General features: G+C 66.0%; 18 protein-coding genes. 10 read left to right on the top strand and 8 right to left on the bottom strand.

Annotated features, from left to right (window positions below):
* Positions 1-4: 4 nt before the first annotated feature.
* The gene (locus OIE68_RS44690) at positions 5-1,309 is read right to left on the bottom strand and encodes an adenosylmethionine--8-amino-7-oxononanoate transaminase (RefSeq protein ID WP_419150857.1); all 1,305 of its coding nucleotides are present in this window, start codon (positions 1,307-1,309) and stop codon (positions 5-7) included.
* Positions 1,310-1,467: 158 nt separating this feature from the next.
* On the opposite strand from OIE68_RS44690, the gene OIE68_RS44685 reads away from it, so the two are divergent.
* The gene (locus OIE68_RS44685; protein WP_327096914.1) at positions 1,468-2,391 is read left to right on the top strand and encodes a helix-turn-helix domain-containing GNAT family N-acetyltransferase; all 924 of its coding nucleotides are present in this window, start codon (positions 1,468-1,470) and stop codon (positions 2,389-2,391) included.
* A gap of 3 nt (positions 2,392-2,394) precedes the next feature.
* On the opposite strand, the gene OIE68_RS44680 is transcribed toward OIE68_RS44685, so the two are convergent.
* A complete protein-coding gene (locus tag OIE68_RS44680; protein WP_327096913.1) occupies positions 2,395-2,832 on the bottom strand; it encodes a MarR family winged helix-turn-helix transcriptional regulator in 438 nt (145 codons plus the stop codon).
* Between the two features lie 30 nt (positions 2,833-2,862).
* On the opposite strand from OIE68_RS44680, the gene OIE68_RS44675 reads away from it, so the two are divergent.
* The 3 genes from OIE68_RS44675 to treY are packed head-to-tail and all read left to right on the top strand — an operon-like array spanning position 2,863 to position 8,053.
* Positions 2,863-3,408: a cupin domain-containing protein gene (locus tag OIE68_RS44675; protein WP_327096912.1), complete on the top strand. Its 546-nt coding sequence runs from the start codon at positions 2,863-2,865 to the stop codon at positions 3,406-3,408.
* A gap of 59 nt (positions 3,409-3,467) precedes the next feature.
* On the top strand, positions 3,468-5,588 hold the full coding sequence (gene glgX, locus OIE68_RS44670; protein WP_327096911.1) for a glycogen debranching protein GlgX: 2,121 nt from the start codon (positions 3,468-3,470) through the stop codon (positions 5,586-5,588).
* 50 nt (positions 5,589-5,638) lie between these two features.
* Entirely contained in the window at positions 5,639-8,053 is a 2,415-nt protein-coding gene (gene treY / locus OIE68_RS44665) for a malto-oligosyltrehalose synthase (RefSeq protein WP_327102030.1), read from the top strand.
* Here the strand turns inward: treY and OIE68_RS44660 are convergent.
* Positions 8,039-9,223, bottom strand: a complete 1,185-nt coding sequence (locus tag OIE68_RS44660) for a DUF2235 domain-containing protein (RefSeq protein ID WP_327096910.1) — start codon at positions 9,221-9,223, stop codon at positions 8,039-8,041. The genes treY and OIE68_RS44660 overlap by 15 nt on opposite strands.
* Before the next feature lie 206 nt (positions 9,224-9,429).
* Between OIE68_RS44660 and OIE68_RS44655 the strand changes: the two genes are divergently transcribed.
* Positions 9,430-12,126 (top strand): helix-turn-helix transcriptional regulator, encoded by a 2,697-nt coding sequence (locus tag OIE68_RS44655; protein WP_327096909.1) that lies wholly within the window; start codon positions 9,430-9,432, stop codon positions 12,124-12,126.
* A gap of 385 nt (positions 12,127-12,511) precedes the next feature.
* On the opposite strand, the gene OIE68_RS44650 is transcribed toward OIE68_RS44655, so the two are convergent.
* Positions 12,512-12,727, bottom strand: coding sequence for a hypothetical protein (locus OIE68_RS44650; protein ID WP_327096908.1), 216 nt, complete (start codon positions 12,725-12,727; stop codon positions 12,512-12,514).
* Positions 12,728-12,812: 85 nt separating this feature from the next.
* Here OIE68_RS44650 and OIE68_RS44645 point away from each other — a divergent pair, with 85 nt between their 5' ends.
* Complete coding sequence (locus OIE68_RS44645; RefSeq protein WP_327096907.1) at positions 12,813-13,247, top strand: nitroreductase family deazaflavin-dependent oxidoreductase; 435 nt, start codon at positions 12,813-12,815, stop codon at positions 13,245-13,247.
* Between the two features lie 75 nt (positions 13,248-13,322).
* Positions 13,323-14,681 carry a threonine ammonia-lyase IlvA gene (gene ilvA, locus OIE68_RS44640; RefSeq protein ID WP_327096906.1) on the top strand — a complete coding sequence of 453 codons (1,359 nt, stop codon included), beginning with the start codon at positions 13,323-13,325 and terminating at the stop codon, positions 14,679-14,681.
* Between the two features lie 56 nt (positions 14,682-14,737).
* Here the strand turns inward: ilvA and OIE68_RS44635 are convergent, their stop codons facing one another.
* Positions 14,738-15,988: a serine hydrolase domain-containing protein gene (locus OIE68_RS44635; RefSeq protein ID WP_327096905.1), complete on the bottom strand. Its 1,251-nt coding sequence runs from the start codon at positions 15,986-15,988 to the stop codon at positions 14,738-14,740.
* 99 nt (positions 15,989-16,087) lie between these two features.
* Entirely contained in the window at positions 16,088-17,812 is a 1,725-nt protein-coding gene (treZ, locus tag OIE68_RS44630) for a malto-oligosyltrehalose trehalohydrolase (protein ID WP_327096904.1), read from the bottom strand.
* Positions 17,813-17,919: 107 nt separating this feature from the next.
* Here treZ and OIE68_RS44625 point away from each other — a divergent pair, with 107 nt between their 5' ends.
* From OIE68_RS44625 to OIE68_RS44615, 3 genes are all read left to right on the top strand, one after another.
* Positions 17,920-18,534 carry a class I SAM-dependent methyltransferase gene (locus OIE68_RS44625; RefSeq protein WP_327096903.1) on the top strand — a complete coding sequence of 205 codons (615 nt, stop codon included), beginning with the start codon at positions 17,920-17,922 and terminating at the stop codon, positions 18,532-18,534.
* 49 nt (positions 18,535-18,583) lie between these two features.
* Positions 18,584-19,156, top strand: coding sequence for a TetR/AcrR family transcriptional regulator (locus OIE68_RS44620; RefSeq protein ID WP_327096902.1), 573 nt, complete (start codon positions 18,584-18,586; stop codon positions 19,154-19,156).
* Positions 19,157-19,363: 207 nt separating this feature from the next.
* Positions 19,364-20,563 (top strand): Cmx/CmrA family chloramphenicol efflux MFS transporter, encoded by a 1,200-nt coding sequence (locus OIE68_RS44615; protein WP_327096901.1) that lies wholly within the window; start codon positions 19,364-19,366, stop codon positions 20,561-20,563.
* Positions 20,564-20,720: 157 nt separating this feature from the next.
* On the opposite strand, the gene dnaE is transcribed toward OIE68_RS44615, so the two are convergent.
* Together dnaE and OIE68_RS44605 are read right to left on the bottom strand one after the other, a co-directional pair.
* Positions 20,721-24,272 (bottom strand): DNA polymerase III subunit alpha, encoded by a 3,552-nt coding sequence (gene dnaE, locus OIE68_RS44610; protein ID WP_327096900.1) that lies wholly within the window; start codon positions 24,270-24,272, stop codon positions 20,721-20,723.
* Positions 24,273-24,486: 214 nt separating this feature from the next.
* Positions 24,487-24,885 (bottom strand): DUF3052 domain-containing protein, encoded by a 399-nt coding sequence (locus OIE68_RS44605; RefSeq protein WP_327096899.1) that lies wholly within the window; start codon positions 24,883-24,885, stop codon positions 24,487-24,489.
* Positions 24,886-24,944 lie beyond the last annotated feature (59 nt).

Genomic DNA, 24,944 nt, shown 5'->3' with positions numbered 1-24,944 from the left:
CGCGTCAGGCCTGGGCGGCGGCGACTATCCCCGCGGTGATGCGTTCGATGTCCTCGGTCGTGCTGATGAAGGGCGGCATGGTGTAGATCAGATCGCGGAAGGGGCGCAGCCAGACGCCCGCTTCGACGGCGGCGTGGGTGGCCTTGCGCATATCCACCGGATGATCGAGTTGCACGACGCCGATCGCCCCCAGCACCCGCACATCCGCCACCCCGGGCAGCGAACGCGCCGGGGCCAGACCGGCTTTCAGCTCCGCTTCGATACGGGTCACCTCGGCGCGCCAATCTCGTTGCAGCAGTAGCTCGATCGAGGCCACCGCGACCGCGCAGGCCAGCGGATTACCCATGAAGGTTGGACCGTGCATGAGCCCGCCGTGCTCGGCGCTGATGGTCTCCGCGATCTGGGAGGTGCACAGCGCGGCGGCCAAGGTCAGATACCCGCCCGTGAGTGACTTGCCCACACACATGACATCCGGATTCACCCCGACGTGATCGGCCGCGAAAAGCGCTCCGGTGCGCCCGAATCCGGTCGCGATCTCATCGAAAACCAGTAGCACCCCGTACTCGTCGCACAGGCGCCGCAGGTCGGTCAGATACCGCGGATCGTGCCAGCGCATCCCGCCCGCGCCCTGTACGACCGGCTCCACGATGACGGCCGCGAGTTCCTCCGCATGCGCGGCAAGCAACCGTTCGAACTCGGCCACGTATTCGGCCGAATACTCACGCGGCGGTGCCGGTGCGAAGATCTGCTCGGCGAGCACATCGGTCCACAGCGCATGCATGCCGCCCTGCGGATCGCACACGCTCATCGGCGTGAAGGTATCGCCGTGATACCCGCCGCGCCAGGTGAGCAGCCGCCGCTTCTCCGGCTTACCCGCGGCGCGCCAGTACTGCAGGCACATCTTCACCGCGACCTCGACCGATACCGAACCGGAGTCGCACAGGAATACCTTGTCCAGACCGGCGGGCGTCAGCTCGACGAGCAACTTGGCGAGTCGGGCTGCCGGTTCATGGGTGAGCCCGCCGAACATCACATGACTCATCCGCTGCGACTGCGCCACCAGCGCGGCATCCAGTACCGGATGCCGATAGCCGTGGATGGCGGCCCACCACGAACTCATCCCGTCGACCAATTCCCGACCGTCGGCGAGGGTGAGCCGGGTTCCGGAAGCACCGGAAACCACCAGCGGTTCGGTCGTCGCGGGAAAGCCACCGTAGGGATGCCAGACATGTTCGGCGTCGATGGCGGTGATCTCGGAGCGGGTCAGGTGGGTGGCAGCCGGCGGAGCCGGCGGGGTGGGTGAGCTCAGTGCCACAGGATTCCTCGGGTCGCGTGACAGCCCAGGCGGGGCTTGAACGGTGTTCAAGTTACCACTCGAGCTGCGCGCGCACGATCCCCCGGTCGAATTCCACACCGACACGACCGTTCCGACGTAATCTTTGACTCAGTCAAAGATTGGGAGCCGCCGTGACCACCGTTGCCGCCGCCGATATCGACGCCGTGCGCGAATTCAACCGCCGCTACACCCGGGTCATCGGGGTGCTGAGCGAGGGCCTGCTGGACAGCGAATATTCACTCACCGAAGCGCGAATCATGTTCGAACTGGCCAACTCCGGCGCAAGCGAGGTCGTCACGCTGCGCCGCACGCTCGACCTGGACCCCGGCTATCTGAGCCGCATCCTGGCCCGCTTCGAAAAGGACGGACTGGTCCAGCGCAATCGCTCCGAAAGCGATGGGCGACGCCAAGAGGTTCGGCTGACCGACCGCGGCAGGGAGATCTTCGCCGTGCTCAATCAGCGCTCGAGCGCCGAAGTCGGTTACCTCCTCAATGCGCACAAACCGGCCGAGCGCGCGCGACTGATCACCTCCATGCGCACCATCCAGCGCATTCTCGACGGACCGGGCCTCGGCGAATTGGCGCTCCGCGCGCCGAAACCCGGCGACTACGGCTGGGTCATCCAGCGCAATGCCGCGCTCTATTCCGCCGAATACGGGTGGGATACCAGCTACGAGGCACTCGTCGCCCGCATTGTCGCGGACTATCTGGACGACCACGACGAGCATCGCGAACACGCCTGGATCGCCGAATACGACGGCGAGCCGGTGGGCTGCGTTTTCTGTGTCACGGAGAACGAGACCACGGCCCGACTGCGGCTACTGCTGGTCGAGCCGACCGCGCGCGGCCTCGGCGTCGGCTCCGCACTGGTCGATCGCTGCGTGCGATGGGCCACCGAGGTCGGCTACCGCGACATGGTGCTGTGGACCAACGACATCCTCACCTCCGCGCGGCGTATCTATCAGCGCGCGGGTTTCGAACTCGTGGAATCGAATCCGCACCACAGCTTCGGCCACGATCTGGTCGGCCAGACCTGGCGACTGACGCTGCGGTGAAACTCAGTCGATCAGCGCCTCGGGTACGCGGCTCAGCGATTGCCGCAGCTCAGCCAACCCTCGCTCGCTCAGAGTCGCCACCAGCTTCCGCTCGATCCGCCTGATCCGCTCCGCCGCCACGCCGAGCGCCGCATGTCCCTCGGCAGTCAGCACTACGAGCCGTGCCCGCCGATCATCCGGGTCGATCTTCCTTTCCACATACCCGCACCGCTCCATATGCGTCACCAACTCCCCCATCGACTGCTGTGTCATGCCCGCCTCCTCGGCCAACGCACTGATACGCGACCCCTCCGGCGCCAGATAGCGGAACACCGCGTAATGCGCCGGGCGCAGATCGTCGCGCAGCGCCGCCCGCAATTCCCGATTCAGCTCGCGTTCGAAGGCATGCGTCGCCTGACCGAGCAGCTTCAACAGCGTGGTGTGAGGTTCAACCGTTGACACATTACAAAGGTTACCTTTATATCTGGAGATATGGGAGACACACTCACCTTCCGCAACGGCCACCGCATCACCCTCGTCGAACACGGCGAGGACGAGCGCGGCCCCTACCTGCGGCTGGAACATCAACTGCCGGAAGCGGACCGGCAGGCGGGCCGCCATTGGCATCCGGTGCTCAGCGAATCGTGGACCCTGCGTCGCGGTCGGCTCCGCTTCAAGATCGATGGCACGGAAACCGTTGTGCATCCGGGTGATTCGCTCACCGCGCCACCGCGCGCGGTACACGAGTTCTGGAGCGAGGCGCCCGATACCGTCTTCGATCACGAGATCCGCCCGCCGCTGCGGCACTGGGAGATGTTCCAGCTGTGGCACAACCTCGACGCCGCGCACAAGACCACCGTCCGCACCCGGATGCCGCGCGACCCGTTGGCGCTGGCATTGCTGTGGGATTACCAGGACGGCTATCTCGCGGGCATCCCGGTCTGGCTGCAGCATGCGGTATTCGGCGGACTCGCCCGGTTGGCCACCCGAATCGGCTACCGGCGGCGCTGGCTCGAAACAGGCCCCGACCAGGACTGACTCGCCCGGCCGCAACCACCCGCACGGATGGCGATCCAGCTGGCGCTAGTGTCGTTGACATGGCTCAGCCCGACGCAGCGCCCGGTGAGGTGACACCCCTCGGTGTCTGGCCCGGCACCGCCTACCCACTGGGCGCGACCTATGACGGCGCAGGCACCAATTTCTCGGTGTTCTCCGAGGTTGCCCACGCAGTCGAACTGTGCCTTATCGCCAGGGACGGCACCGAAACCAGAGTGCCGCTGGAAGAGGTCGACACCTATGTCTGGCACGCCTATCTCCCGACCATCGGACCGGGCCAGCGCTACGGCTTCCGGGTGCACGGTCCCTACGATCCCGAGCACGGATTGCGCTGCGATCCAAGCAAATTGCTGCTCGATCCCTACGGCAAGGCGTTCGACGGCGAATTCGACAACGACTCCTCGCTCTACACCTACGGCCAGGATTCGCTGGGGCACACCATGACCGGCGTGGTGATCAACCCGTTCTTCGACTGGGGCGCCGACCGTCCACCGAATCGGCCCTACCACGAGACAGTCATCTACGAGGCGCACGTCAAGGGCATGACGATGACGCATCCCGACATTCCTGAGGAATTGCGCGGGACCTACGCCGGTATCGCACATCCGGCGATCGTGGAACATCTGAAGGAACTCGGCATCACCGCGATCGAGCTGATGCCGGTGCACCAATTCCTGCACGACCGCGTCCTTTTGGATCAGGGTCTGCGAAACTACTGGGGCTACAACAGCTTCGGCTACCTCGCCCCGCACAACGAATACGCGGCCAGCCCACGCGGCGGTGCGGCGGTCACCGAATTCAAGGCCATGGTGCGCGCACTGCATGCCGAGGGCATCGAGGTGATCCTCGATGTCGTCTACAACCACACCGGCGAGGGCAATCACCTCGGGCCGACCCTGGCCTTCCGCGGGATCGACAATGCGGCCTACTATCGGCTGGTCGACGAGGACCCGTCGCACTACATGGACTACACCGGCACCGGTAACAGCCTGAACGTGCGCCACCCACATACGCTGCAGCTGATCATGGACTCGCTGCGCTACTGGATCCTGGATATGCACGTCGACGGGTTCCGCTTCGATCTCGCCGCCACGCTGGCCCGGGAACTGCACGATGTCGACCGGCTCTCGACCTTCTTCGATCTGGTGCAACAGGATCCGGTGGTCAGCCAGGTGAAGCTCATCGCGGAGCCCTGGGATGTCGGCGAGGGCGGCTACCAGGTCGGTAATTTCCCCGGCCAGTGGACCGAATGGAACGGCAAGTACCGCGACACCGTCCGCGACTACTGGCGCGGTGAACCCGCCACGCTCGGCGAATTCGCCTCCCGGCTCACTGGATCCTCGGATCTGTACGAGGCCACCGGGCGCAGGCCGAGCGCAAGCATCAACTTCATCACCGCACACGACGGCTTCACGCTGCGGGATCTGGTGTCCTACAACGAGAAACACAACGCGGCCAACGGCGAGGGCAATCGCGACGGCGAGAGCTACAACCGCTCGTGGAACTGCGGGATGGAGGGCCCCACCGACGATCCGGAGATACTCGCATTGCGCGCCAGGCAGAGTCGCAATCTGCTGGCCACGCTGGTGCTCAGTCAGGGCACCCCGATGCTCGCCCACGGCGACGAGATGGGCCGCACACAGCAGGGCAACAACAATGTCTACTGCCAGGATTCACCGCTGGCCTGGATGGATTGGTCGCTGATGCAGACGAATTCGGACCTGTTCGAATTCACCAAGCGGGTGATCGCACTGCGCACGGCGCATCCGATATTCCGACGCCGCCGCTTCCTGGCGGGCCGGCCGATCCGCTCGAAAGAGCACGCCCGCGATATCGCCTGGCTCACCCCGGCGGGCGAGGAGATGACACCCGCCGACTGGGACAGCGGTTTCGGCAAGTCGCTGACGGTCTATCTCAACGGCCTCGGCATCAACGAACCCGGACCGCGTGGCGAGCGCATCACCGACGATTCGTTCCTGTTGTGCTTCAACGCCCACGACAGCGGACTCGACTTCGTCCTGCCCGATCCGGATTACGGCGCCGAATGGGCTGTCGCACTGGATTGTTCGGTGCCCGACGGCCGCGCCGACGCCACCTATCCGGCGGCGAGCACCGTCGCCGTCCCCGCCCGTTGTCTGCTCGTCCTCCACTGCCCCGCATAACCGAAACGCCGATGCCCGAGACGCCGAAGATCGAGACGCCAGAGTCCGATATGCAGACCCACCACACCGATCCCATCTCCCGCGGCCGCACCCCGGCCCGGCAGACGACGGTCCGCAGCACCTACCGACTCCAACTGCGGCCCGACGCGTTGACCTTCATCGATGCCCGCGCGATCGCGGAATACTTACAACAGCTGGGTATTTCGCATCTGTACCTGTCGCCGATCCTCACCGCGACGATCGGTTCGACGCATGGTTACGACGTCACCGATCCCACCACGGTTTCGGCGGCCCTCGGCGGCCCGGCCGGACTCAAGGCACTCGCGGACGAAGTGCGCAGCCGCGGTATGGGTTTGATCGTCGATCTGGTGCCCAACCACGTCGGCGTGGCCGATCCCCGGCAGAACCCGTGGTGGTGGGATGTGCTGCGCAACGGCCGCGAATCACAGTTCGCGCATTTCTTCGATATCGACTGGAGTGCGGGCAATGGCGCGGGCGGTCGGCTGGCGCTGCCGGTGCTGCAGAGCGAAAACGATCCGGCCGCACTGACGGTGGACCGGTCCGGTTCGGAACCGATGCTGGCACTGCACGATCTGCGCTTCCCCATCGCGGCGGGTACCGACGGTGACAACGCCCTGCGCATCCACGACAAACAGCACTACCGGCTGGTCAGCTGGAAGGCCGGGCTGTGCACCTACCGCCGGTTCTTCGCGGTCGGCAGCCTGGCCGCGGTGCGCCAGGAGGATCCCGAGGTCTTCGAGATCACCCACCGCGAGCTGGCCGCATGGTGCGAACACGATCTGATCGACGGCGTACGGGTCGACCATCCGGACGGATTGTCCTATCCCACCGCGTATCTGACGAAGCTGCGTCGGCTCATCGGCCCGCACCGGCTACTACTCGTGGAAAAGATCCTCGCCAACCGCGAACCACTGGACGCGACGCTGCCGGTCGACGGCACCACCGGCTACGACGCCCTGTCCGACTACGGCGGCGTACTGATCGACCCCGACGGCGAACAGGCGCTGACCGAACTGTCGCGCAAACTCGCCGGGCACGGCAGCGACCGCGCCTGGGTCGGGGAAACCGAACACCGCATCAAACGCGCGGTGGCGGAGAACATCCTGGCCCCGGAGATCCGGCGCCTGGTCGCCGCGATCAAGCGCGACGCGCATGCCGAAAGCTTCGACACCATGGCATTGACCAATGCCACCATCGAGGTGCTGGCCTTCATGCCGGTCTACCGGGTGGATTACGCGCCGCTGGCGGGTATGACCGGCGCGGTGGTCGCCGAGGTGGAGAAGCGCAATAGCGAACTGACGGTGCCGCTGAGCGTGCTGGTGGCGGCGCTGGCGTCCGACGGCGAGGCGGCCGTTCGATTCAGCCAGGTCTGTGGTGCTATCACCGCGAAGGCCGTCGAGGACACCATGTTCTATCAGGCGGCGCGACTGGTATCGCTGCAGGAGGTAGGCGGCAATCCGGCCCGATTCGGCCACTCGCTCAACGAATTCCACCTGTCCAATAGCGAACGCGCGCAACGCTGGCCCGCGACCATGACCACACTGTCGACGCACGACACCAAGCGCGGCGAGGATGTGCGGGCTCGGATCGGGGTGCTGTCCCAGGCCGCGGAGACCTGGGCGCGTGCCGTCGAATCCTGGCAGGAGATCACCCCCGGTCCCGACGGTGCGACGACATTGTTCCTGCTGCAGAACATGTTCGGCGTCTGGCCCGCCGACGGCCGTCCGGCCTCGTCCGTGGCCGGACTGCGCGAGCGACTGCATCTGTTCGCGGAGAAGGCGATTCGCGAAGCCGGTGTCCATACCTCCTGGGAGGAACCGGATGTCGAATTCGAGAAGAAGGTGCACGGCTGGCTGGACGCGGTGATCGACGGGCCGGTTGGCTCCGAAATCGGTGATCTGGTGCACGAACTCGCCCCGCACGCCTGGTCGGATTCGCTGTCACAGAAGCTGCTGCAGCTGTGCGGGCCCGGAATTCCCGATATCTATCAGGGCTGCGAGCTGTGGGAAGACACGCTCGTCGACCCGGACAATCGCCGCCCGGTGGATTTCGCGGCCCGTGCCGGACTGCTGCAATCACTCACCGGTACACCGGCTTTGGATACCACCGGCGCGGCCAAGATGTGGATCGTCGCCTATGCGCTGTGGTTGCGCCGCGAACGTCCGGACTGTTTCGTCGGCGGCACCTACCTGCCGCTGTTCGCCACCGGCGAGCAGGAGAGCAGGCTGGTCGCCTACGCGCGCGGCCGGGCTGGTGAGACGCCCGAGGTGATCGTGGCCGCCACCCGGCACAGCCTCGGTCTGGCCGAAACCGGGTGGGCCGATACCACTTTGGAGCTGCCGCAGGGTAACTGGACCGACCGGCTGACCGGCCACACCTTCCAGGGCCGGGCCCGATTGGAAAAGCTGTTCGCCCGGCTGCCGGTGGCGCTACTCGTGCGCTGAGGGCTCCTCCGGGGTGATGGCCGTTACCGTGCCGGTCTTCTCGATCAGCGTCTCGGGCACCATCCCGTCGTTGTCCTTCAGCCAGCGCCGCAGATTCGCGGGTCGGTAGTCCGTGGCGTCGTGCACGGTGGAAGCCAGGCGCACGCCGCGGTCACCGTCGGTGTACAGCCGGCGCCAGGAATCCCAGTAGAACCGCGGGTTCCTCGGCTGACGAATGGCGCGCAGCACATTGAGGATTCGGTATCCGATGCTGAGCGAGCGATGCAATTCCATATGCTTCGCACCCGCGGCCGCGCACCGCTGGGACAGCCCCTCCAGCCGGTCGCGATCGAAGACGAGTCCGACCGCCTCGGCCTGCTCGACCATCCAGCGCAGCGTGATATCGGAGAGTCCGCATTCCTGGTAGCCGCCGCCGATATCGCTGTGCACGCCCTCGAACCAGACCTGCTTCACCCGGTCGTAGTCGTGGGAGTACTTCACATCCGGTTCGATCGGCACCTCCCAGAGGCACGGTTCGAAATTGCGGCGCCGCTCATCGAGTGCCAGTGCCTGGCGCGCGCAGTAGACATTGCGCCCGAGCCTCACATCGTGGAACCGGTGCCGCAGCGACGTCAGTCCGGGCACGCCCAGTGCGCCGACGGTATCGAAGACCCCGATGAAGTCGATCTTGGCCGGAGCATCCCAGCAGTTCTCCTTGCGGAAGTCGATCCACTCCTGCGGCTCCTTCGGATCCGGATTCTCCGGGGTCCGCTGCGGCGCGGGCTGATGGTGAATCCGCAAGGCGTCCGGATACTTTCCCTCGATCATCGCATCGGGGGTCATGATTCCGATCCGGCCGATCAGACCGGCCAGGCTACGGGCGGTGAACGCACCGCGGCTGAAACCGAAGATGTAGATCTCGTCCCCCGGCTGCCAGTTCAGTGCCAGATGCCAGTACGCCGAGGACAGATTCGCCTCGAGTCCGAGTCCGAACGCACCACCCATCAGGCGATCTGCCAGGAAGCCGCGTGCGCCCGGGCCGGATACGTAGCTGACCCACTGCGGGATCGACTCCCCTGACGGTCCCGGCGCCTCGTACCGGATCGTCTGCGCGATCTTGATGATATTGGATACCGTGCTGCTGGATTCGGCCTTCCAGGTGCCGTCGCAGCAGACCACCAGTCGTTTCATAGGTAGATCCTCCGCCCCGATTACCGTCGAAACCTGCGTACTCGACTACTCGAATCATCGACGGGTCGGCGCGGGATGTTAATGAAAATGTTGTCTTTCAACGCAAAAGACCCGCGCCGAGCGGGATTCTCGCGCGGCTGGCTTCCATCGAAGCGTCCACGACAGGGGTCGGTCACTCGGGTTCGGTCGGCGGTTACGGTGAGCAGATGCTCCACGGAAGAGAAGTCGAACAAGCTCGGATCGATCGGCTTCTGGAGGCGGCTCGCGCCGGACGCAGTGGGGCGCTCGTGGTGCGCGGCGAGCCGGGGATCGGAAAGACGGCGCTGTTGGATTATGCGGCGGCGCAGGGGATCCCGGCGGTGCGCAGTGCTGGAATCGAGTCCGAGGCGGAGTTGCCGTTCGCGGGGCTGCATCTGCTGATCAAGCCGGGAATGGCACTGGTGGACGGGTTGCCCGCACCGCAGCGGGATGCGCTGCGCGGGGCGTTCGGTCTGGCACAGCATGATCCGGCGGATCGGATGTTGATCGGGTTGGCGGTGCTGTCACTGCTGGCCGAGGAGGCGGCCGAAGGGCCGCTGCTGTGTTTGGTCGATGACGCGCACTGGCTGGATCGGGCGACGGCGGAGACGCTGCTGTTCGCGGCGCGGCGACTCGATGCCGAGGGCGTGGTAATTATCTTCGCGACTCGGACCGGCGAGCAGGATTTTCCCGCGCCCGGCCTGTCCGAACTCGCGCTGACCGGCCTGGCGCAGGAGTCGGCGGCCGCGCTGGTGGACAGTCGCGGTCCGGATCTTTCGCCCGCCATTCGATACCGGTTGCTCGCCGAGGCAGGCGGTAATCCGCTCGCGCTGCTGGAGTTGCCCGCAGTTCTGGCCGCCGAGGGCAACGATTCCGGTCACGGGCCGAATCCCCTGCCGCTGACACAGCGGCTCCAGGTGGCATTTCACGGCCAAGTGTCCAGGCTGCCTTCAGCCACCCGGACATTGCTCCTGATTGCGGCCGCGGCGGGCACCAACGATCTCACCACGGTGCTGCGTGCCGCCGACGAGCTCGGGGCGCAGCTATCGGACCTACAGCCCGCCGCGGACGCCGGGTTGGTCGGCAGCGATGGCGTGAGCGTGAATTTCCGGCATCCGCTGCTGCGCTCGGCCGTCTACCAGGGTGCGCCTCTGACGCATCGGCTTGCCGCGCACGCCGCCCTCGCCGCCGCACTGACCGAACCCGAGAACGCCGACCTGCGCGCCTGGCATCTGGCCTCGGCGGCGACCGGACCGGACGAGACCACCGCAACAGCGCTGGAGGACACCGCCGATCGCGCGCGTCGGCGCAGCGGCTATTCCGGTGCCGTCGCCGCGTACGAACGCGCTGCGGGTTTGAGCACCGACGCGTTTGCCCGCGTTCGACGGCTGGTGGCTGCCGCCGAAACCGCCAGTGAGGCGGGACAATTGGACCGTGCCAGCCGACTGGCCGATCGCGCGGCCGGTTTGAGCACCGACCGAATGCTCGCAGCCCGACTGGATCTGGTTCGCGCCACTGCGGAATTCGGTGCGGGCAAACCACTCTCGGCGCATCAGCTTTTGCTCGCGGGCGCCGATCTGGTGCGCACCGACGATCCGGCCCGGGCCGCGCGCATCCTCATGCAGGCGGTGCACACGGCCTGGTACCTAGGCGCACCGGAACTCACCGAGATCGCCGCGCATATCAACGCATTGGACCTGCCCGACGCCGAACCGATGACACCCATCGCCCGCTACACGGTCGCGGGCATCGACGGCCGATTCACCATCGACCTGCGCGACGCGGCCGCCGCCGCCCACCGCAACGGTGCGGACAGCCCGCGCGATCTGGTGCAGATGTGCGGCGTCGGGCTGGTCGTCGGCCAGGACCAACAGGCCGCGGAGCTGGCGCAGACCCTGATTGCCGAATGCCGTGACCAAGGCCGCATCGCACTGCTGCCGACCCTGTTGTTCTTCCGCGCCGAAACCGAACTGTTCCTCGGCCGACCGCGCGAGGGTCGTATCGCCGCGCTCGAAGGACTGCGGATCGCCGAGGATATCGGGCAGCGGCATTGGCTCAGCCAGATGTTGAGCTATCTCGCCTATCTGGCGGCATTGGAGGGGGGCGAACAGGATTGCCGAGAGTTGGTCGACCGCGCCCTCGCCGAGGAACTCGGCGGTGCGGCCGCGCCCGGTGCACCGTGGACGCAGGCGGCGCTCGGCGTGCTCGATCTCGGCCTTGGCAGGGTCGACAGCGCGCTGTCCCGGCTGGAGCTGTTGACCGTGGAACCCGCCCGCCACCACGTGATCGGTTTGCGCGCCCTGCCAGACCTGATCGAGGCGGCGGTGCGCATGGGCAGCCCGGAGCGAGCGGGTGACGCGCTGGATCGGCTTCGCGGCTGGGCGAAAGCCTCGCAACAAGAGTGGGTCACCGCGCTCGTCGAGCGCTGCCTGGCATTTACCGGGCCGGAAGCCAAGGCGGAGGACCACTTTCAAGCCGCACTAGGACACGGCGGGCGGCCCTTCGAACAGGCCAGAACCCAATTGCTGTTCGGTGAATGGCTACGGCGCAACCGTCGAAAGTCCGAGGCGCGCAACCAACTTCAGCCCGCCATGGAAACCTTCGACCGCCTCGACGCCGCACCGTGGGCCGAACGCACCCGCACCGAACTCGCCGCCCTCGGCATCGGCACCACAAGCCGCCCCACCACAGGCGTCCTAGCCCGCCTCACGCCGCAAGAACTCCAAATCGTCCGCCTAGCCGCCCAAGGACTGTCCAACCGCGACATCGCCGCCCAACTCTTCCTCAGCCCCCGCACCGTAGGCCACCACCTCTACAAGGCCTACCCCAAACTCGGCGTCCTCTCCCGCACCGAACTCCCCACCCTCCCCCTCGACGTCGCCTAGTGCTCGATGATCAAGATCAGGTGGCACTGGTGGACGGGGCTTCTCGACCGATGCCGCCATAGATTCCACCTGATCTTGAAATGGGGCGCCGTCCATAGCCACGCCGACTGTTAGTGGGTTGGGCTGCGGTGGGTCCTGTGGTCGGGCACCGACTCATCGTGTTCGGTGGCCTCGGGATAGCTGGCCACCAACTGACTGCGCTCGATGGGGTCGAGCTGCCATTTGACTCGTCTTTGGCGCGTGCCAGCCTCTCGGATGGCTGGCGCCTTGCTTCAATCCTTGCGGCGACCGATTCGGCAGGCTGTCTACGCTCGGCGGCGCGCTTCCTGTCCGATGGTCCCGGCCCGCGGAGACCGACCCGACTCAGGGACGATGCACCATTTGCCTACACTCCGCCGCGCGCGCCGATCTGGCCGACAACCCAGCGGCCGGTTCCGACCCCGGCGGCGACCAGCACCGCGACCTGCAGCGACCCGGTGATCAGCGCGAGGGCAAGGCAGATGAGCAGACCGAGGGCGATCGCCTCGAGTTTGTACATCGGCCACGCGCTGCCAGCGATATCTACCGCCGCGGCGCGCGTCTGAAGGGGGACCACTGCCATGTCGTCAGGCTACACGGATAGGGAAGTTCGGGCTACCTAACTTCAAGGCGGGAACAGAGGCGGCAGCCGCGTTGTTGCGGGTGTCATGCCATTGACAGGTGAGTACGCACCGAGCACATCCGATTGGGCCCGTGAGCAGGCCGAGCTGATCGAGAATTCCGGCGGCACCGAGGGCCTGACCCTGCAGGGCAAGCCCGTCATCGTCCTGACCACCAAGGGCGCGAAGACCGGGCTGCTGCGCAAGACCGCGCTGATGCGGGTCGAACACGACGGCGAGTACGCGGTCGTCGCCTCGCTGGGCGGCGCGCCGAAGCATCCCGTCTGGTACTGGAATATCAAGGCCGAGCCGCATGTCGAACTGCGTGACGGCACCGCGAACAAGGACTACACCGCGCGCGAGGTCTCCGGTGCGGAGAAGGCGGTGTGGTGGGAGCGGGCAGTCGAGGTCTGGCCCGATTACGCGAACTACCAGACCAAGACGTCCCGCGAGATTCCGGTTTTCGTGCTGACTCCGCGGTAGCTCCGGCTGGGAAACCGATCGTCCGACGCCCACCCGACGCGTCCGCCCGACGCGGCGGGTGGCACCATATTTCGAGTGTCCAATCCGCTTGAACTTCTCGACGACCAGTCCACATCTCGTCCCGCGCTGACCGCAGACGAGATCGACGCCGCCGCCAAGCGAATTGCCGACATTATCGAGCCCACCCCGCTGCAGCACAGTCCCCGGCTGTCCGCGCTGACCGGGGCACAGGTCTACCTCAAGCGCGAAGACCTCACCGCCGTACGTTCCTACAAGCTGCGGGGCGCCTACAACTTGATCGTGCAGCTCACCGACTCCGAGCGAGCCGCGGGCGTGGTCGCGGCCAGCGCCGGTAATCACGCCCAGGGCGTGGCTTTCGCCTGCAATGCGATGGGCATCAAGGGCCGCATCTACGTGCCGACCACCACACCGAAGCAGAAGCGTGACCGCATTCGGGTGCACGGCGGCGAGTTCGTCGAGCTGATCGCGGTCGGGGAAACCTACGACGCCGCCGCCGCGGCCGCCGCCGAGGATGTCGAGCGCACCGGCGCGACCATGGTGCCGCCGTTCGACGATCCGCGCACCGCGGCGGGACAGGGCACCATCGCGCCCGAATTCCTGGAACAGCTCGGCGGTCGGACCCCCGATCTGGTGGTGATCCCGGTCGGCGGCGGCGGTTGCCTGGCGGGCATCGGCACCTACCTGCGGGAGCGCTCGCCGAGCACCGGCATCCTCGGTGTGGAGCCGGCGGGCGCGGCCTCGATGACCGCGGCGCTGGTCGCGGGCGGCCCGGTGACGCTGCCGGAGATCGATCCGTTCGTCGACGGCGCCGCGGTGCGCCGGATCGGCCGGCTGCCCTATGCGGCGATCGCCGCATTCGGCGGCCGGGTGGTATCGCACGGCTCGCTGCCGCTGCTGATGGCGACCGAATCACCAAGGGGCGCAGGCGCTTTCCGCATGATGCAGGTCGACGAGGGCGCGATCTGCACCACCATGCTCGACCTGTACCAGAACGAGGGCATCATCGCCGAGCCCGCGGGAGCGCTGTCGGCGACGGCGCTGTCCGAAATCACGATAGAACCCGGTTCGACGGTGGTGTGCCTGGTCTCCGGCGGCAATAACGATGTGTCCCGCTACGGCGAGATCATCGAGCGCTCGCTGGTGCACCGTGGCCTGAAGCACTATTTCCTGGTGGACTTCCCGCAGGAGCCGGGTGCGCTGCGGCGCTTCCTCAACGAAGTGCTCGGTCCCGACGACGACATCACGCTGTTCGAGTACGTCAAGCGCAACAACCGGGAAACCGGTGCCGCGCTGGTAGGTATCGAGCTCGGTGCGCCGGAGGGGCTCGGCCCACTGCTGGAGCGGATGGAAGACTCGCCGATCCAGTGCGAGCGATTGGATCCGGGCTCCCCGGCTTATCGCTACCTCACCTAGCGGCGCTCGACCCGAACCGGCCGCGCGGACATCGTCCGCGCGGCCGGTTCTAGCGTTTACGCAGCCTCGGGCGTCTCCACCACGGTTACGGACCGGCGGGTCGTGCGCACACCCGTCATGACCATCGGCAACAGCCAACCGGCCGCGGCCTGGTCGAAGCTCAGCTGCGCGGCCGAGAGGCGATTGTGGACGAATCCGACGGACAGGCCGAGGCGGGGTTCGGCCCAGCCGAAGGAGCCACCGAGGCCGATATGACCGAAGCCGCCGCGTGCACCTGGCATCGGCAGTGAGTGATAGCCGAGGCGCCAGAGCATCGGGGCGTAGAACAAGGCGCGATCGAGTCGGAAAGTCCGAATTCGACTGAGCGCCTTGATGGTTTGCGGTGTCAGGTACGGTATGCCGCCCGCCATGCCGCCATTGGCCAGCGCGCCGTACATGGTGGCCAGCGCGGGGGCGGTGCAGACGCCGTTGCCGGCACCGAGTTCGGTATCGAGGATCGGCGGGATTTCACCCTCCAGGATGGTCTCCAGTCCGGGCAGGAACAGGCACCGTGCGGCCGCGCCGAGCGCACCGGGCAGACCATAGCTGCGACCTAAAACACTTGTGCTGACCGGCCTTCCGATCAGACTGAGCTGGGAGCCCGCCAACGGCGCGTAGACGGTCGACGATTGCGCGGACGGCTTGCCCAGGTGCAGACCGTCGATGCCGAGCGGTTCGGCGACCTCGGTGCGGAACAGCTCCGCCATCCCCCGGCCGGTAATGGCGCGCGCCAATCCGGCGAGCAGCCAACCGAAGGTGAGCGCGTGATAGGCCGGAGTGCCGAGCAGACGATCCGGTTTCGCAGCGGCGAGACGCTGCTCCATCAGCTGGTGGTCGAGCACATCCTCGAGCCCGGCCGCGATCGGGTTGAGGCCACCGAGTCCCGCGCTGTGCGTCATCACCTGACGGATGGTGATATCGCCCTTGCCGTTCTGGCCGAACTCCGGCCAGTACTCGGCCATCGGCGCTTCGTAGTCGAGCAGACCCCGATCGGCCAGCCTGTGGATGACCGTCGCGGTGATGCCCTTGGTGGCGGAGAAGATGATCGCGCCGGTGTCCTGGCTCCAGGGTTTGTCACCCGCGCTCCCGGTCCAGATATCGACCAGCGGCTCACCGTGCAGATGGACGGCCAACGCGCCGCCCGCCCCCCGACGGTGCCCGAAGACCTTCGCGAATGCGCGTACCAATGGTGCGAATTCGGCGGCGGCACTGCCACCCACCCCATCGGGGAGATTCGCTAGGTCCCCGGGTGAAGCCACGTTGCTCATATTCCAAAGGTAATGGCGCTGGTCACGCTCGGCAATATTGTGTCTCGGACAGTTACCTTCAGGACGTTTTCGGTAACCGCGATCCGACCTGGGGTTCCACTATGCGCCCGCGAGTATCACGAACGAGTGGCCCGGTATCTCCGTCGCGGAGACGCCTTCGGTCGAAGGTTCCCACGACAGCAGCGAAAGACCGGCAATAGGCACGGTGACCTGCTCTTCGGCGAGATTGCACACCAGCGTCAGCGGGCCCCGGCGCACCGCGATCCAGCGGGCATTCTCGTCATAGTCGACAGATACATGGGTGAGCCACGGGTCCGTTATTTCGGCTCGTTCGCGTCGCAAACCGATCAGCTTTCTATAACAGGACAGTAGCCGTGTGTGGCGATCATGTTCGAGTTCGGACCAATCCAGCTTCGACCGCAGGAAGGTTTCGGGGTCCTGCGGGTCCGGAACCTCACCGCTGTCCCAGCCGTGTTCGGCGAATTCGTCCTTGCGGCCGGTGGCGGTGGCGGCCGCGATCACCGGATCGGTGTGCGAGGTGAAGAACTGGAACGGGGTGCGCGCGCCCCACTCCTCCCCCATGAACAGCATGGGCGTATACGCCGAGAACAGCACCAGCGCGGCCTTGATCGCCAGCTGTCCGTCGGTCAGGTAGGCGCTGGGCCGGTCCCCGATCGCCCGATTGCCGATCTGATCATGGGTGCAGGTATAGGCGAGCAATGCGCTCGCCGGGATGAGTCGGGTGTCGATCGGACGGCCGTGGGTGCGACCGCGGAAACTGGAATATGTTCCGGCGTGGAAGAATCCGCGCGTCAGTGTCTGGGCAAGACAGCGCAGCGAACCGAAATCGGCGTAGTAGCCCTGACGTTCACCGGATACCGCGGTGTGCACCGCATGGTGCAGGTCGTCGTTCCATTGACCGGTCAGGCCATAGCCGCCTGCCGCGCGCGCGGTGATGAGCCGCGCATCGTTGAGGTCGCTCTCCGCGATCAATGTCAGCGGCCTACGCACATGTGCGGCAAGGGATTCGGTGTCAGTGGCCAGTTCAGCGAGCAGGTGGGTGGCGGTGCGGTCGACGAGTGCGTGCACAGCATCGAGTCGCAGTGCGTCGATATGGAAATCCCGCAGCCAACGCAGGGCGTTCTCGATTATGAAACGGCGCACCGGATCCGAGTCCGGGCCGTCGAGATTGAGGCTCTGCCCCCAGGTATTGCGCCCCTCGGTCAGATAGGGCGCGAAGCGGGGCAGATAGTTGCCGGAGGGGCCGAGATGGTTGTGTACGACATCGAGGGCGACCGCCAAACCCTTTGCGTGGCAGGCATTCACGAAGCGCTGCAAACCATCGGGTCCGCCGTAGGGCTCGTGGACCGCATACCAGAGCACACCGTCGTAGCCCCAGTTGTGGATGCCGTCGAAGGCATTTACCGGCATCAACTCGACCATGGTGACGCCGAGTTCGACGAGGTGGTCGAGGCGCTCGACGGCGGCGTCGAAGGTGCCCTCGAAGGTGAAGATGCCCAGATGCAGTTCGTAGATGATCGCGCCCGCCAATGGGCGGCCGGTCCAGTTCGCATCGGTCCATCCGGCCGGATCGAGGGCGTGCAGCGCCGAGCGGCCGTGCACGCCGTCGGGCTGGCGTGCCGAGCGTGGGTCGGGCAGGACGGTCGGGTCGTCGTCGAGCAGGTAGCCGTAGCGTGTGCCCGGTACAGCGTGCACATCTGCCCGCCACCAACCGTCAGGCGACCTTGTCATCGGATGTACGGCGCCATCGACCTCGATGCGCACCCGTTCCGGTCGCGGGGCCCATACCTCGAACAAGGTCACCGAGTCAGCATCGCATGTCGCCGATCGTGCGGCTCGCCGACACCGGACGCGCCCTTTCGACCGGCTGACCATTGCCTGCGGCGCGCGGATCCTGACAGAGTGGGTACGTGGGCATCTACAACGATCAGTTCGTGCCGCGGCTGGTGAATCTGGTCTGCGGGGCCAAGATGAACAATCCGCAGCGCGAGCGCGCCTGCGCCGGACTACACGGGCGGGTGATGGAGATCGGCTTCGGATCGGGACTGAATATCCCGTTCTATCCCGCCGCCGTCGAGTCGATCAGCGCCGTGGAACCCGCCGACCTCGGCTGGCGCCTGGCGGACAAGCGGCTGGCCAGGGCCACCGTGCCGATCGAACGCGCCGGACTCGACGGCCAATCGCTGCCCTTCGCCGATAACAGCTTCGACTCCGCACTCTCGACCTGGACGATGTGCACCATTCCGGATATCGCGGCCGCGCTGGCCGAGGTGCGCAGGGTGCTCGTTCCCGGCGGAACCCTGCATTTCGTCGAACACGGGCTCGCGCCGGATCCGGGCGTCCAGGCGTGGCAGCACCGGTTGAATCCGATCGAGAAGGCGATTGCGGGCGGCGGCAATCTCGATCGCGATATTCGCGGCACCGTCGAGAGCGCCGGATTCGAGATCCACGAGCTCGACGAGTTCTATGCGGACGGACCCAAGTTCCTCGCCGCGCTGTCGCTCGGAGTCGCGGTCTCGCCGTAGTCCGGTTCATATTGGACTGATTAGTTCAAAATATGCTAGCTTGAACCCCATGGCACGACCGAAGGCATTCGACGAGGACCGGGCGGTGGACGCGGCCATGCGGGCGTTCTGGTCCGCGGGCTACGAGGGCACCTCGACCCAAGACCTTTGCGACGCAACAGGTCTGGGCCGCAGCAGCATCTACAACACTTTCACCAGTAAGCACGAACTTTTCGACCGGGCACTGCGGCGGTATATGAGCAGCAAGAACGCCTCGATCTTCGAAGTGCTCGACGGCGACCTGCCCGCGCGAGCAAAGATCAGGACGCTGCTGCGCCAAACCATCGACGCACCGATCGACGACCCCATCGGCTGCCTCGTGGTCAACTCGACGGTCGAGTTGGCGCCGCGCGATCCCGGGGTGGCGGCGGCATTGCGCGCCGACCTGGAGCGGAGACTCGACGGACTGACGGCGGTTATCCGCGCGGGCCAGCGGTCCGGCGAGATCGATGCCGGCAAAGATGCCCGCACGCTGGCACATTTCGTGATCACCACGATCAGCGGTATGCGCGTCGCGGCGCGCGGTGGAGCCGATAAGGACACCCTGGAGGCGATCGCCACGACCGCATTGAGCGTCCTCTGACGCCAACCTCGACCACGACAAACGTCCACCGGACTTGCGAGGTGGCCGTCCGCTAGCACCACTGCTGCAACGGATTTCCGTTTGCGCGAGCATGGGGCAATAGCCGGAACCAGACCACCGGCGCGAACGACACACCGACACAAGCGCCGCATCCCTTTACCTCTGCCTCCATTTTGAACTGATCAATCCAAAACAAGAGAGGACCCCATGCCATTCGCCGTCTACATACTTGGGCTATCGATATTCGCCCAGGGCACCTCGGAGCTGATGCTCTCCGGCCTGCTCACCCAAATGGCCACCGACCTCGGCGTATCCATCCCCCAAGCGGGCCTGCTGATTTCGGCATTCGCACTGGGCATGCTGGTGGGCGCGCCCGCGCTGGCCGTGATCACCCTGCGCTGGCCGCGCCGCACCGCACTGCTGGCCTTCCTCGCAGTGTTCATCGCCGCCCATGTGGTGGCCGCGTTGACCCCGGGTTACTGGGTGCTCTTCGGAACCCGGGTGGTCGGCGCATTCGTCTACGCCGGATTCTGGGCGGTTGCCGCGACCACGGCACTGAGTCTGGTACCGGAGAACGCGCGCGGTCGGGCGATGAGCATTGTCGCGGGCGGGCTGACGGTGGCCAATATCGTCGGGCTCCCGGCGGGTACGGTGATCGGCCAGCATCTGGGCTGGCGGGCCGCGTTCTGGACAGTCGCCATTCTGTCCGCGCTGGCCATGGCCGGGGTGGCGGCCAAGATTCCGGGCGGACGCCCCACCGAGGTGCCGAACCTGCGCCGCGAACTGCGCACCATGATCAATCCGCGCCTCTGGCTGTCCTACAGCACAACCGCGCTCTCGACCGGCGCGCTATTGGTCACCTTCGCCTACCTCGGCGCACTCCTGGCCCGCACCACCGGAATCACCGAGAGCTGGATTCCCTTGGTGCTCACGCTGTACGGCATCGGCGCGCTGATCGGCATCACGGTCGGCGGCCGCGCCGCCGATGCCCATCCCTTCCGCGTACTGACCATCGGCATGATCGGGTTGATCGTCATCTCGGCAGTACTGGCGCTGACCGCGACCATGCCCGTACCGGTCGTAATCCTCGTATTCCTATTGGGCGCCTTCGGATTCGCCACGAACCCCGCACTGAACACTCGGGTATTCGCACTGGCCGGAGCTGCACCCACCCTCGCGACCGCGGTCAACTTCTCCGCATTCAATGTCGGTATCACCGTCGGCCCGTGGCTCGGCGGCCTGGCCATCGGCGGCGGCCTCGGTTACCCGTCGGTCGCCTGGATCGGCGTGGCCCTCGCCATCGCGGCACTGGCCACCGTCGCTTGGGCGGCCGCGCTCCATCGTCGGACCCAGCAGGTCGACACCGTCGGACCAACGGATCGGGCAATGGCCGAGCTTACTGTCTGAAACACATAGCTCCAGGTGGAAGTCATCGCCTGGATCGGGCGTTGCCGCCGGCGGCCGTCACGATGCTGCGGACGGTGCCGTCGAGGCGGGCGGCGGCCACACGAAACGTGCGCGAAGCCGCCGCGATCGCCGACGCTACCGATTCAAACGAACCGCATCAGCCCGCGAGACAGCCGGGACCGAGCAGAGCCTTCAGGTCACCCATCAGGGCCGAGGACGGTGAAACCCGCAGGCTGTCATCCAATTTCCACAGTGATGTGTTGTCGCGTGCGCCCACATGGCGGACATGGACGTCCGCGGTGCCCGGATGTCTGGACAGGATGCGCTTGAGTTCGCCGATCTTATCCGGCGTGCACAGGCGGGTCGGCATGACGACCGCCAGCGGCTTGGCCACACCGATCGAGGAGAGGTCGGGGACGGCGAGATCGTTGGCAATCAAGGAGATCCGGTCATCGCGCACCGACACCCTGGCCTTCACCAGCACGACCGCGTCCTCCACCACATCAGCGCCGTACACCGAATAGGCCTGCGGGAAGAACAGGACCTCGATGCCACCGGTCAGATCCTCGATCTGCGCCGAGGCCCAGGCCAGGCCGTTCTTATTGATGCGACGGTTGACCGAGGCGAGGATGCCGCCGATGGTCACCTGGGTGCCGTCCTTGATATCGCCCTCGAGAATGGCCGGAATCGCCGTATCCGCCTGTGCCGCAAGCACATGTTCGACGCCGTTGAGCGGATGTCCGGACACGTACAGGCCGAGCATCTCCCGCTCGAGCGCCAGCTTGTGCTTGGTCTCCCACTCGTCCTCGGGCACCTTCACATTGAAGACCGAGGCAATCGATTCGTCGCCGTCATCCAGCCCGCCGAACAGGTCGAACTGGCCGATCGCCTCGGCCTTCTTGGTGGACATCACCGCATCGATGGCATCGGAATGCACCAGCAGCAGACCCTTGCGCGGATGCCCGAGCGAATCGAATCCGCCTGCCTTGATGAGGGATTCGGTGACCTTCTTGGTGCAGGCGATGGCGTCGATCTTGTTCAGATAGTCCGAGAAATCGGTGAACTTCGACTTCTCCTTGCGCGCCTGGATGATCGAGCTGACGACATTGGCGCCGACATTGCGCACCGCGCCGAGACCGAAGCGGATGTCCTTACCCACCGAGGCGAAGTTCATCTCGGATTCGTTGACATCCGGCGGCAGCACGGTGATCGCGAGGCGGCGGCAATCGGACAGGTAGACCGCCGCCTTGTCCTTATCGTCGCCGACGGAGGTGAGCAGCGCCGCCATGTATTCGGCGGGATAGTTCGCCTTGAGATATGCGGTCCAGTAGGAGATCAGGCCGTAGGCGGCGGCGTGCGATTTGTTGAACGCGTAGCCGGCGAACGGAAGGATGGTGTCCCACAACGCCTTGATGGCTGCCTTGGAATATCCGTTGGCCTGCATGCCCGCCTCGAAGCCCTCGAACTCCGCGGCCAGCACCTCGGCCTTCTTCTTACCCATCGCGCGGCGCAGAATATCTGCTCGACCGAGCGAGTAGCCGGCCACTTTCTGCGCTACGTGCATGATCTGCTCTTGGTAGACGATCAGGCCGTACGTTTCGCCGAGGATCTCCTTGAGCGGCTCCTCCAGCTCCGGATGGATCGGCTTGACTTCCTGACGATCGTTTTTGCGGTCGGCGTAATCGTTGTGCGCGTTCATGCCCATCGGGCCGGGGCGATACAGCGCGCCGACGGCCACGATGTCCTCGAACGCGGTCGGCTGCATGCGGCGCAGCAGATCGCGCATGGGCCCACCATCGAGCTGGAATACGCCGAGCGTGTCACCGCGCGAAAGCAATTCGTAGGTGCGCGAATCGTCGAGCGGCAGCCGGTCCATATCCAGGTCGATGCCGCGGTTGGCCTGGATGTTCTCCAGTGCGTCGCCGATCACGGTCAGGTTGCGCAGGCCGAGGAAGTCCATCTTCAGCAGGCCGATGGCCTCACACGACGGATAGTCCCACCCTGTGATGAGCGCACCGTCCTGGGGCCGCTTCCAGACCGGGATCGCATCGGTGAGCGGATCACAGGACATGATGACCGCGCAGGCGTGTACACCCGCATTGCGGATCAGGCCCTCGAGGCCGCGCGCGGTTTCGTAGATCTTCGCGACATCCGGATTGTTCGCGATGAGTTCGCGAACCTCGGCGGCCTCCTTGTACCGCTCGTGCTCCGGATCGGTGATACCGGATACCGAGATGTCCTTGGCCATGATCGGCGGCGGCAGCGCCTTGGTGATCTGGTCGGCGATGGCGAATCCGGGCTGGCCGAACAGCACTCGCGCCGAGTCCTTGATGGCGGCCTTGGTCTTGATGGTGCCGAAGGTGATGACCTGGGCGACCCGGTCGGTGCCCCACTTCTCACTCGCGTAGCGGACCATCTCACCGCGGCGGCGATCGTCGAAGTCGATATCGATATCGGGCATCGAGACGCGCTCGGGATTCAGGAAGCGCTCGAAGAGCAGACCGTGCGGAATCGGGTCGATATTGGTGATACCGAGTGCGTATGCGACCAGCGAACCGGCCGCCGAACCACGGCCGGGACCGACGCGGATGCCGACGTCGCGGGCATGGTTGATCAGGTCGCCGACGACGAGGAAGTAGGCCGGGAAGCCCATCTCCAAGATGACGCCGATCTCGTACTGGGCGCGGTCCAGATAATCCTGGGGCGCGCCGTCCGGGAAGCGGCGGCGCAGCCCGAGTTCGACCTCGCGGCGCAGCCAGCTGGCTTGGTCGTGGCCATCGGGCACCGGGAAGATCGGCATCCGGTCGCGGTGCTGCCACACCTCGTCGTAGGACTGCACCCGCTCGGCGATCAAAAGGGTGGAATCGCAGGCGCCGGGCACCTCCATATCCCAGATCGCCCGCATCTCCTCCGCGGACTTCAGGTAGTAGCCGTCACCGTCGAACTTGAAACGCGTTGGGTCACTGAGTGTTTTACCGGTCTGGATGCACAGCAGCGCCTCGTGGTTGGTCGAGGCGTCCTTGGTGACGTAGTGGCAGTCGTTGGTGGCCAGCGGCCGGATCCCGAGCTTCTTGCCGACCTCGAGCAGCCCCTCGCGGACCCGGCGCTCGATGGACAGGCCGTGGTCCATGATCTCGAGGAAGAAATTGTCCGGTCCGAAGATCTCCTGCCATTTGGCCGCGGCCTCCAGGGCCTCGCGGTCGTGGCCGAGGCGCAGGCGGGTCTGCACCTCACCCGACGGGCAGCCGGTGGTGGCGATGATGCCCGCGGCGTGCTCGGCGATGATCTCCTCGTCCATGCGCGCCCACTTGCCGAGCTGACCTTCCAGCGAGGCGAGCGAGGACAGCTTGAACAGGTTGTGCAGGCCGGTCGCGTTCTCCGCGACCATGGTCATGTGCGTGTAGGCGCCGGAACCGGAGACGTCGTCGCCCTTCTGGCTGGGGTCACCCCACTGCACGCGCTTGGTGTCGAACCGGGAACCCGGCGCGATGTACGCCTCGATGCCGATAATCGGCTTGATACCGGCCTTCTTGGCGGAGTTGTAGAACTCCGAAGCCCCGTACATATTGCCGTGGTCGGTCATCCCGACCGCGTTCATACCCAGCCGGTTTGCCTCGGCGAAGAGCGGAGAGATTTTGGCCGCACCATCGAGCATTGAGTACTCGGTGTGGTTGTGCAGGTGAACGAACGATCCGGACGAGGCGGCCAAGACGGTCCTTCCTCCCAAGGTCTCGACGGGGGTTGGTGTAGCGATTCTAGGGGTCCCCACCGACGAGTTCGGCTTCCCGCGCCGGGCTGACGCAGGTGCTCGGCGTGTCGGTGGTGAAGATCACCGGCGCGTCTCGCGACCCAGCATTGCGGCTGTCCGATTTCCGCGACAGTGGGGTGGTCCGCGGATCGCTCGACACTACGCGAGCCCTCGATCAAGCGTGCTTGCGCCAGACGAATTTCAAACCGGACCAATCGTTGTCGAGCGCGGCCACCTTCACATCGACGACGCCGATGGGCAACAGCAGCTCGCGCAGATCGTTCTCGGCGATATCGCTGACGTGCCCGCCCGCCTTGCGCGGCCAGGCGATCCACAGCATCGCGCCCCGCCTCAGTCCGGCGGCGAGTTCCGGGGCCTCGTCGGCCAGGTCGGCGAGTTCTCGAAAGAAAGCGAGGACGACATCCGCGGAGCCGGGCTCATCGGTGGCGATCGCGACGTCCGGTGGTAGATCCGGAATCCGCCAGTCTGCGGGCGCATGCCGCAGCACCACCTGGTGGCCCGATTTGATTCCGATCTTCTTCGCCAGCGGCGTCCCGGAATAGCCCGCGGTCATGGACACGACTGTATCCGGCAGGGCCCCTGGGCTCCGCAAGTCGGCAACCGGCCCCAGCG

The organism is Nocardia vinacea, from assembly GCF_035920345.1.
GTDB lineage: Bacteria > Actinomycetota > Actinomycetes > Mycobacteriales > Mycobacteriaceae > Nocardia > Nocardia vinacea_A.
The sequence above is the reverse complement of the archived record's forward strand: the minus strand, read 5'-3'. Positions and strand labels throughout refer to the sequence as shown.